The organism is Legionella septentrionalis (genome assembly GCF_003989745.1).
GTDB classification, from domain to species: Bacteria; Pseudomonadota; Gammaproteobacteria; order Legionellales; family Legionellaceae; genus Legionella_A; species Legionella_A septentrionalis.
On record NZ_RZGS01000021.1, the window covers coordinates 32,219 to 42,265 of the forward strand.

A 10,047-nucleotide genomic window follows, 5' to 3' on the forward strand; every position below is an offset into this window, starting at 1 on the left:
GGCTGTATTAAACCTGCCAGTTAATGCGGGGAGATCATTTTTGGAATGGATTGCTGCTCTGCTTCTTTTTCTTCTTTAAGCGACGCCTTACCCTCTTGTTTCATTTGGGAAACTTGCGCCTTAAAATTTTTAAAGGTTGTCGCAGCTTTTTTCTCATCGACTTCGTTATGATTTAAATGGGTTTTATTGGAAAAAATAGTACGCTGGGTTGCCATTGCCTTACGCACTTCCAAAGCCTCAGGACTTTGACTTGTGAGTATGTCGCCCCTTTCTGTCAAAGGCACGTTTACCATCGCATGTTCAATGGCGCTGGCTTTTTCTTTTAAGCCAAAGGTAAATAATGTTTGTTTTTTGGGCAATTCTTCTATAATGGTTTTGACTTGCTCAACAACAGGCTTATTTTGCTCTAATATTTTCCGCGTGTCATGCAGTGTCTGCACAATTTGTACGATTTCATCCTCACTTTTTGCCTGCTTGATTTTGCCTTCATATTCTTTGACAAAATTATTCATCACCACATCCACATTCTTGTCTTTTCCTATGCGATGTTGCTGGTCAATTTCTGCAAGAACCCGAGTGGAAATAGCTTTTAATTCATTAATTTTAAATTCACTCTTAATGGGCGAGAGTTCTTTCTCCATTTCGTCTTTTACTGCGAATACCGAGGCAATGGAATTTGCTTTATTTAATTTTTCTTCCATTTGCTGCATGAGCGAGGTTATTTTGTCTTTATTGCCAGACGTTTCATATTCCTCAATTCTCTGCAGGCTCTTATTGCAATCATTTTTAACTGCGGCTAGCTTGATTTCTTCTTTTTGCTGTGCCAATTCTTCCCGAGTGCTTATGGCTTTAAATTTTGTTTGCATCTCTTGTAAAATAACATCGCGCTGAATTTTATCAGGAGCAAATTTCTCCAATTCTTTCCCTGCTTCCTGCAAGTAAACCATTGCTGCATAATCCGTCAGCTTTTTCTCCAAATCTTTTGCAATGTTAACAAGCCCTTCTGCATCCTGATTTTGTACCGCTTCACTCATTTTTTTAGCCGCAGAAATGAGGTGTTGGTTTGTCTCTGGATTTTGCAAGGCCGCCTTAAACTCATCGATGCGTAGATTACAAACTGCTAATGCGTCATTAAATTTTTCATATTGTGCGACTTGGCGCTCTGCTATGGCCCGCTGTTGCAGTTGCTGCTCGAGGCTGGATTCGGCAGCATGTTGGCTTAAATTGCTGAGTTTTTCCCACATGTTGGCCAAATGTTCGCTGAGATTTGCTGAGGCAACACCCTTTTGCAGTTTGTCACCTTCCTGAATAGCCCAATTTTTTATGCTGGCAATTTCCCCTCGATGAATTTGATAATCGCTTTTCGAGCAATTTTGTTTAATCAGCGCATCCAAATGGCTTAATTGCAGCAACAGCTCCTGAATTTTTGCTGTATTAATATCATTTTTTGAAGCCAGACTTTTTGTTTTTTCATCCACCAAAGCAATATCAATTACAGGTTTTGCATGGAAATAATGCACCCCATCTTTTTTAACATGGCCTTCGTAAGTCATTTGTGTGGGAGGGATTAAAAATTCTCTTTCTTCTGGGTAACGGGATAAAGGAGCTACATACTTACCTTTCAGATCAGTATAGGTAATGGCCACCTGATCTTTAAACGTATGGGCCGGCTCTTCGGCAGTGCTGATAAACCCGCGCAACACTTCAGCACCACCTTCTTCACTTATTTTAATGCGATTTGCCAATACATCCTGACTATATATACCCTCATAGCGGAATGCACCATCTATCGCGACATTGGGGGCTTTTCCTAATGCAAATCCGCATAAGGCACTATGCACAATCACGTCGCGTATTTCCGCGTTCGTTTTAGTCGAAAAATCGTAATAGCCGCGTAAAAAAGGATTCATTTTTTCATAGTAATCCGTGGTGTATATGTTAAGCGCCAGTTTTTCCGCATAACTGGTATCTTTAAAAATATTATTTTTATCCTGTTGCTTAAAATACGCATCTTCAGGAAATTCCTCATCCTCATTTTCCGGCTTGACTTGTGAATCATTGCGGCAATAAGTTTCATACCGGTTTAAATCAAATTGGTTAAAGGTCAAGTGATCCAAATTGGCATGGGCTACAATTTCTGTCAGATCATAGCGTTTATTACGAAATTCAAGAATGTGGTGGTTTGCATCTTGTTTGTAATCAAATTTTTCGCCAGCGATTAACCGCCGTGTTAGTTCCTCGTATTCATACGTGTATTTTGATTTAGGCAAGGGCCCCATTTCTGGCAAATAGGCAACCTTATTATTAAGTTGCTTAAATGAATCGACCACATCGATGACATTACCTTGGGTAAACCCCTCGGCTACCTTCGCAGCAACCTCAGATTTGGCAACTTTTGGCGGGGAAGATATCTTACCCGCCGAAAGAGTAGCAACCGGCGTTTTGGATAAGTCAGACAAAGCCGGCACATATCCTTTATCGGGATTTTTATGCTTTAACGCCATTAAGGCGGCCATATCCTTAAAAGAATCTGTCTGAAACACTTCCTGCAAATAAGAAAAAGCAGCATCCTTATGTTTTGGTTTGTATTTGGAAAGATTACTGTTATATACCATCCAGGCATATTCCACCCGCTCTGCTTCGGTGGCTTTTTTCTTGAATTCGTCTGGTTTTAGCAAACTCTCTTTCTTTAAAGTCTTATTGATGCTGTAACCCAGGATTTTGGTTACCATAGAAGTTCACAATGGCAGGTGGCAATAATAATTATGTATATTATTTGAGCAAATATGTCAATTTAATTCCTATATGTTAATATTATATTAAGCTTTATACTATAAACTAACAGTATGATATTTTTTAAACATGGGGCGCTAAATGCCAACTTCTCCTAAAAAAGATTGCCTAAAGGAAATTACCAAAAACTTTCTGATTGAATTGGAAAAATTGGAAAAAATAAGCACTCATACTAACAATATTAACTTCTATTCCTCATGGTTCGTTTCCAATGCAGATGTACACAGGATTCGTGCCAGGCAGGCTGTTGTGGATGAAATTTTTAAGCCCATTCATTCAGAAATTTTTAAATTAACGGAAAATGAAAAACCTGATTTTTTTCCTGTTAATTTTAACCAAGAGCAAAAAATTGCTTTAATACAAAACCGTATTAACTTACTACCAGAGCAACAAGCTGGTGTTATTCTTGGCAATTTTATGAAAAGTACGGAGGAAATTGTCAATGCATCGGTCGTTGAGCGCAGCAAAATCATCGACTCGACTATGGGCATGACGGGCATGGATGAGAGAAAAAGTGCACTTAAAGAACATTCATTGAGTGATAATTGGGTTTTTACCTTCCTTGCAAAATTGGTAAAAATTATTCGCGAAAAACTGGGTACTAAAACCACTTCGGAAACCTTGTTGGAGGAATCGCGCGACAAAGCGGCCAAAAATTTGAATCTTCCTGAAACCTTAAGCATGTATAAAGAATATCTTGCTGGCATGCTTAAAAAGGAAGGGTTGATGAATGAGGAAGGAAAGTTCATCGCCTCTACAGCCACTGCACCGCAACACCAACGTCTTATCGATAACTATAATCGCGTTGCGGCTCTACACGAGCAGATTAAGGATAACCAATTAACCAATGAAGATAAAACAAGGATACGAACCGTTATTGAACAATGCAAACCGAACTCTGATGCAAAGGAGCAAGGATTTATAGAAAAAATTACGGTGAAATTGAATGATGATTTTAAATTAAAGTATCAACAAGCCACTAAAGAAGCGGTGCACTCCGTTGAAGAAAAAAATAACAACTCCCTGAGCTTATAATAAAGATACAATAACAGCTAGTTTTTCCCACGGCGTATAGTTCCTTCACAATGATTGGCTCCCCCATTTATAGTGCAGCGTTATATGGCAGAGTCTTCTAGCAAACTTGTAACTTCTTTGCAATGTTTAAGCTTTATACCACTCCGAAAACTTGCCGGAATAAACCGTATGATTTTCTATAAAAAGCCTAAATCACGGAAATTTTCCGTGATTTTTATGAATATATACAGGAAAATTCCCAGACCAGATAACATTTCATCTTGCCGGTTTATACGCATGTTGTACGCATGGTTAATTAAATCCAATTTTAGTATCATGCGTAATTCTTTATAAAAAAATAAGGAATAAGTGAATGCATCCCGCCCCCGACACCCTCTATCCTATACCAGGCTCTGAACGAACCGTTTTTTTGAAAAATATCGTTAAAAATCCTAATATTATTATCGGCGATTATACTTATTACGATGATCCGGTCGACATTTACAATTTTGAAAAAAACGTTTTATATCATTTTGATTTTATTGGCGACAAATTAATCATCGGCAAGTTTTGCCAAATCGCTGCCAATGTTAAATTTATGATGAATGGCGGCAACCATTATTTGGACGGATTTTCTTCATTCCCATTTATTATTTTTCAATCCTATTGGCCTGAAATCCCATTTATCCCTAATCGAAAAAAAGATACCGTAATTGGGAATGATGTGTGGATTGGATATGATGCAACCATTATGCCGGGGGTGAATATCGGCGATGGTGCAATTATTGGAACACGGGCAGTAGTGACAAAAGATGTTGCCCCTTATGAAATAGTAGGCGGCAACCCGGCGCAAGTGATCCGCAAGCGATTTGACGATGAAACCATCGATTTTTTACTCCAGTTGCAATGGTGGGATTGGCCGATTGAAAAGATAAGGCAACACGTATTGGCAATTATGGATGGCAACAAAAATGCATTGGCAGATTTGTTATAATGGCTAGACATCCTCATTTTACCCTGCGTGCAGCTGATCTTGAATCCATAGTGGAGTTATTCAAAGATACGGTGCACGGCGTTAACGCAAACGATTATACTTTAGAGCAATTAGCAGCCTGGGCACCACAACATATACACCATACTCAGGCCCGCTGGCAAAGTCTCTTAGGCAATATTGCTTTGGCTGCTGAAATCGATGGCCTATTGGTTGGATTTGCTGATTTAACGCACCATGGTTATCTTGATCGCTTGTTTGTCCATAAAAATTACCTGCGCCAGGGAATTGCCGCCCGATTAGTGAAGCAGCTGGAACAGCAAGCCATGGCCCATGAATTAAAAGAATTACAACAGAAGCAAGCATTACTGCCAAACCATTTTTCGAGCACTGCGGGTACCGAGTGCTTAATGCCCAAAACAAAAATGTGGATGGCATCACACTTTTAAATTATCTAATGGAAAAATATATTGGCATTTGATGCCACACAGCTCGCAAAGATTATTTAAAGATCTGCTGCTGCAAAGTTTAAACTGCTGCCGCAGCTGGATGCTTACCGAGTAATTCTGCCAGCAATTTTCCTGAATCTTCATTTATTTTAGGGATTTTTGCTTGTGCTTCGGATATAAAACCCGCTGCCAGCGCATGAGCTGTAAACGCGAATAACGCATCAAAATACCCGTCAACATTCAAAAACCCAAGCGGTTTTTTCAGAAGACCTATTTTTATTGCATTCCAGGTTTCAAATGCTTCATCCAAAGTACCTATGCCACCGGGCATAACAAGAAAGGCATCCGCTTTTTGCTGCATCAGCAACTTTCTTTCCTGGATGGTTTCTACGATTAGCAACTCCTCCAGGGAGATTAATGGTGGCTCCTGTTCTATGAGGTGAGGCATGGTGATACCGGTTACCTTGCCTCCATACTGCTGTATAGTTTTCGCCAAAAGCCCCATTAACCCTGAACCAGAGCCTCCGTAAATCAAACATAAGTCAGCATCGGCAATTTGTTTTCCCAGTAATACAACAGCGTTTCTAAACTTGAGGTTATTGCTAGGTTTTGCCCCTAAATAGACGCATATAGATTTCATAAGCCTGAATTAATCGAGTATGAGATGCGCGCAGTATCAAAGTAAAAAAATTTTAAAGCAACCCTTTAACAGGAATTCGTGTTATAATTGCATTAAAAATAATCATACTGACTTTATCGGAATGAGCATCCTACAAGGAAATACATGAGTTTTAAAACATTGGGTTTAATAGAACCCTTACTTCTATCTCTTAGTGAATCAGGCTATCAAAAACCATCCCCCATACAATCGCAAGCAATTCCCGCAATTTTAAATGGAAAAGATGTATTAGCTTCGGCGCAAACCGGCACAGGGAAAACGGCAAGTTTTGTACTCCCTTTATTACAATTACTGCAGAGCAAGCCGCGCGCCAAAAATAATCGTGTGCGCGCGCTAATCATGGCGCCGACGCGAGAATTGGCAGCACAGGTGCATCAAAGCATTTTGCAATATGGGCGTCATCTTTCCTTGCGCTCTGCTGTGGTGTTCGGCGGTGTTAAAATTAACCCGCAAATGATGAAATTACGCAGCGGCGTTGAACTTCTGGTGGCAACGCCAGGCCGCTTGTTGGATTTACACCAGCAACGTGCCATACAGTTTGATGAAATTGATGCGTTGGTTTTGGATGAAGCTGACCGCATGTTGGACATGGGTTTTATCCATGACATTAAACGCATCATTAGGCTATTGCCTAAAAATCGGCAAAATTTATTATTCTCAGCTACTTTTTCCGAAGAAATCAGAACTTTGGTAAAAGATATCCTGACTCAACCCGTCGAAATAGATGTTACCCCGCGCAATACGACAGTCGCTGCCATTAAACAAAAAATCCACCCAGTAGATAAAAGCCGCAAATCCGCACTGCTCAGTCATTTAATTCATAAAAATAAATGGGGGCAAACCCTGGTATTTTCACGCACTAAACATGGGGCAAATAAGCTGGTTAAACAGCTGGCTGAAGAACGTATTTATGCGGCAGCCATTCATGGCAATAAATCGCAATCGCAACGCACCAAGGCATTGGCAGATTTTAAATCAGGCGAGCTGCATGTTTTAGTAGCCACCGACATTGCAGCCCGCGGCATCGATATTGAACAACTGCCTTGTGTCGTCAATTTTGATTTACCGCAAGTCGCCGAAGATTATGTGCATCGAATTGGTAGAACAGGCCGGGCTGGCGCCGACGGACTTGCCGTATCGTTAGTAAGCGCCGATGAAATTGGCCAATTGAGTGCAATTGAAAAACTGATTCAACGTAAATTGGAACGAATTGAAATTGAAGACTTTGAGCCCAATCATAACTTGCCCAATTCAACACTTCCAACCCAGCCTAAAAAGAATGTGACATTCAGGAAAAAAATAGCTTCCGGAGGAAACAAAACTAAACGCAAATATTTTTCCAAATAAGGCGTCTGCAATTAACATTTCGGCGTGATAGCTTGGTTGGCATCATTTTTATGTTGATCCATTGGTAAAAGTTATAAATAATTCTTAGTTCTATGGCTATGAATATGCTTAGCAGTGCTCCTTATAGAGCCACTGAGCGACGTTATATGCATAAAACAATGGAGAGGCTGTGAAAACAATAACGTCAAAATTAAGCATTCCCTGGTTGCTAAGCTACATTTCTATTGCATCGGTTTCTGCGGTAATCATCACGCCAGCCTTACCTGAGATTGAACATGCATTTGCCTTAAATACGGCTGCTATTGAGTGGGTTGTATCGGCTTTTTTAATCGGTTATGTCTTAGGCCAATTAATTTATGGCCCTTTGGCTAATGTTTATGGCCGCTTAAAAGCGCTGCAATGGGGTCTTAATATCAATATCCTTGGCGTGCTGTTTTGTTTATTTGCCAGTTTTTATGCAAACTACCCATTACTGTTGATAGGACGCCTCATTACGGGTTTAGGATCTGCTGCAGGGCTTACCTGCACTTTTATGCTGATCAATGAATGGCTGCCGGAAGAGCAACGTAAAACAGCAACAGCTTACTCCATCTTATCTTTTGCGTTAGGCATTGGCTTTGCCGTATTACTAGGCGGCATTATTACTCAATATTCGCACTGGCAAGGTTGTTTTATTTTCCTCCTGCTGCAAGGATTACTCATGCGGGTAGGCATTCGTGTTTTTGATGAAACATTGATAGAAGCCAAATCGTTTCATATTCCCACCCTGCTTCGCGATTACGGACAAGCATTATTCTCCTTTAAACTCCTGGTTTTTTCTTTGATTTGGGGCGTTTGTTCCGCCGTAGGCTATTGCTATTCAGCAGCGGCCCCACAGATTGCCCATCACTACTTAAACTTAACCGCATCCGAATACGGGTACTGGAATATAATCAACATTATCGGTATGTTAAGCGGCGGGATATCGGCTCGCTTTCTGATGCAGCGTTTTCGAACCATGCAGGTAATTGCCATGGGTTATATTGCTTGTTCCCTCGCATTGCTGAGTTTAGGCTTCATGCTTTATCTCAATCATTGCACCAGCCTTTGGTTTTTTACATCGACTTCCCTGCTTTATTGCTTTAGTTCTTATTTATATATCGGGGGTTCTTATATAGCTTCCAACGCCATTGAAGATAAAGCCAGCGCCTCTTCCATGATGAGCTTCCTCAGCATGAGTGTAGCAACATTAAGCGTGGTAGTGATGGGCTATCTTTCTGCCAATCCATTTTATGGTTTCTTAAGCATCTTGAGCGGCTTATTATTGTTAACTCTGCTGTTATTAATCTGCTATCAGATGAGGATAAGAAAAAATCGTCATGCACCGCATTCGTGATGGTTATATTTGGTAAGGGTTCTGGATGCTTTACAGTGACAGCGGGTCTGTTGCGAATTTCTTAATTATCTCAATCTTACCGTCGAAAGTGTCTAGCACTTCAAATCGCTTAAGAAAATATGATGGCTAGTGCTTTGAATTCTACTTAATGTAACAAGTTAGTATGTTAAGAAAATTTGATTTAAGTACATGCTAGCCGAGGGCTGTAACATCACCCCCGGTCTTTCATGCAACAAGAGTGGACTTGCTTATGGTTGGACTATGCTTCCACTCCGTGTTCTTTAAAGCTTAACAACACCTAATAGTTCAAAATAATAAAACTTTTGTGTGGTAAAATCAACATAAATTGAACTATTTTTTAAAAAAAATTAAATAGTTCAATTTATGTTTTAAAATTTATAGGTATATTGATGAAATCGAAGCCAATTAAGATATAATGCTTAGGTCAGCTGAGGATAAAAATGTAGAAATGAAAAAAAATAATTTTGCTGATCGTTTAAATCTTTGTCTTGATAAGGAAGGCTTTCCCCCAAAAAATAAGGGACGCATCCAGTTACTTGCAGAAATGGTGGGGCTTTCCCATAGAGGAGCCAGTAAATGGATAAATGGGGAAAGCGTTCCTCCCAGGAAAAAATATACGGCTCTTGCTAAGAAACTCAATGTCTCAGAACATTGGCTTCGAACTGGCGAGGGCTCAATGTATATCTCTAGGCAGTCTGCAAATAAATTACATCATTCTTACGAAATTGAGGTAAATATTTATGACGTTGATAGTTTTCTACATAATACACAAGTCGTTGGAACGCTAAAATGTTCATTACCCCATGAGGGACCTTTTTTTGGAATTTCTTTAGACTCAGAAGCTATGTCACCCAGATTTCCTAAGGGTTGTCTTATAATATTCGACGAATGTGAGGCAAAAGATGGGGATTTTGTGCTTGTAAGGTTTAAAGAATTTCCCAACCCAATTTTTCGACAGCTATTAATTGCCGGGGGAATTTTATATTTACAGGCACACAATCCAAAATTTGACAGGTTAGTTTTAACAAGTAATGAACAAATTTTAGGGAGATTAGTGCAGGCTATCTTATCTTTTGGTGAACCCTATAATTAATACCCCTTTTTGGAATACCTTCATTCTATAATTTGGCATCGATTTTGAACATAACACTATGAAAATTTTACTATATTATTTATAAATATTTATTAAAATTGCACTTATGATTTTTTGTAATACCTACTCAATGGATATGAACATGACTGAAATTGATCCTACCGTCGAAAAACCGGACACCCACTTTATGCAACCATGCCAAATTTGCTAGGGGTCTGAAACCCTAAAGTTGAATGGATGCGTTTGCGATTGTAAAACACCTCAATATAATCGAATAGAGCTAAT

8 protein-coding genes and 1 pseudogene are annotated in these 10,047 nt (G+C 39.6%); 6 read left to right on the plus strand and 3 right to left on the minus strand.

The features are described from left to right. Positions 1 to 20: 20 nt before the first annotated feature. A complete protein-coding gene (locus tag ELY11_RS07980; protein ID WP_127032992.1) occupies positions 21 to 2,732 on the minus strand; it encodes a hypothetical protein in 2,712 nt (903 codons plus the stop codon). 142 nt (positions 2,733 to 2,874) lie between these two features. Between ELY11_RS07980 and ELY11_RS07985 the strand changes: the two genes are divergently transcribed. The 3 genes and pseudogenes from ELY11_RS07985 (at position 2,875) to ELY11_RS07995 (ending at position 5,279) form a co-directional block, all read left to right on the plus strand. Continuing rightward, complete coding sequence (locus ELY11_RS07985; protein WP_127032994.1) at positions 2,875 to 3,828, plus strand: hypothetical protein; 954 nt, start codon at positions 2,875 to 2,877, stop codon at positions 3,826 to 3,828. A 352-nt stretch (positions 3,829 to 4,180) separates the two neighbouring features. Continuing rightward, entirely contained in the window at positions 4,181 to 4,801 is a 621-nt protein-coding gene (locus tag ELY11_RS07990) for a CatB-related O-acetyltransferase (protein ID WP_127032996.1), read from the plus strand. Continuing rightward, positions 4,801 to 5,279: pseudogene (locus ELY11_RS07995) on the plus strand (GNAT family N-acetyltransferase). Before ELY11_RS07990 ends, ELY11_RS07995 begins: the two are co-directional and overlap by 1 nt. A 47-nt stretch (positions 5,280 to 5,326) precedes the next feature. Here the strand turns inward: ELY11_RS07995 and ELY11_RS08000 are convergent. Beyond that, positions 5,327 to 5,887 carry an LOG family protein gene (locus ELY11_RS08000; RefSeq protein ID WP_127032998.1) on the minus strand — a complete coding sequence of 187 codons (561 nt, stop codon included), beginning with the start codon at positions 5,885 to 5,887 and terminating at the stop codon, positions 5,327 to 5,329. Positions 5,888 to 6,031: 144 nt separating this feature from the next. Here ELY11_RS08000 and ELY11_RS08005 point away from each other — a divergent pair, with 144 nt between their 5' ends. The 3 genes from ELY11_RS08005 to ELY11_RS08015 all read left to right on the plus strand — a co-directional run bounded on the left by ELY11_RS08005 (position 6,032) and on the right by ELY11_RS08015 (position 9,762). Then, the gene (locus ELY11_RS08005; protein WP_126954435.1) at positions 6,032 to 7,273 is read left to right on the plus strand and encodes a DEAD/DEAH box helicase; all 1,242 of its coding nucleotides are present in this window, start codon (positions 6,032 to 6,034) and stop codon (positions 7,271 to 7,273) included. A gap of 169 nt (positions 7,274 to 7,442) precedes the next feature. Then, positions 7,443 to 8,648, plus strand: a complete 1,206-nt coding sequence (locus ELY11_RS08010) for an MFS transporter (protein ID WP_126954436.1) — start codon at positions 7,443 to 7,445, stop codon at positions 8,646 to 8,648. Positions 8,649 to 9,117: 469 nt separating this feature from the next. Beyond that, positions 9,118 to 9,762: a LexA family protein gene (locus tag ELY11_RS08015; protein ID WP_158615183.1), complete on the plus strand. Its 645-nt coding sequence runs from the start codon at positions 9,118 to 9,120 to the stop codon at positions 9,760 to 9,762. Positions 9,763 to 9,947: 185 nt separating this feature from the next. Here ELY11_RS08015 and ELY11_RS12795 read toward each other — a convergent pair. Continuing rightward, a partial coding sequence (locus ELY11_RS12795) for an IS3 family transposase (protein ID WP_407656440.1) occupies positions 9,948 to 10,047 on the minus strand: 100 nt, incomplete at its 5' end.

Bases quoted from the DNA above. Each gene is read 5' to 3' on its own strand.
- ELY11_RS07980 (WP_127032992.1), bottom strand. From the start codon at position 2,732: ATGGTAACCAAAATCCTGGGTTACAGCATCAATAAGACTTTAAAGAAA.
- ELY11_RS07985 (WP_127032994.1), top strand. From the start codon at position 2,875: ATGCCAACTTCTCCTAAAAAAGATTGCCTAAAGGAAATTACCAAAAAC.
- ELY11_RS07990 (WP_127032996.1), top strand. From the start codon at position 4,181: ATGCATCCCGCCCCCGACACCCTCTATCCTATACCAGGCTCTGAACGA.
- ELY11_RS08000 (WP_127032998.1), bottom strand. From the start codon at position 5,887: ATGAAATCTATATGCGTCTATTTAGGGGCAAAACCTAGCAATAACCTC.
- ELY11_RS08005 (WP_126954435.1), top strand. From the start codon at position 6,032: ATGAGTTTTAAAACATTGGGTTTAATAGAACCCTTACTTCTATCTCTT.
- ELY11_RS08015 (WP_158615183.1), top strand. From the start codon at position 9,118: ATGAAAAAAAATAATTTTGCTGATCGTTTAAATCTTTGTCTTGATAAG.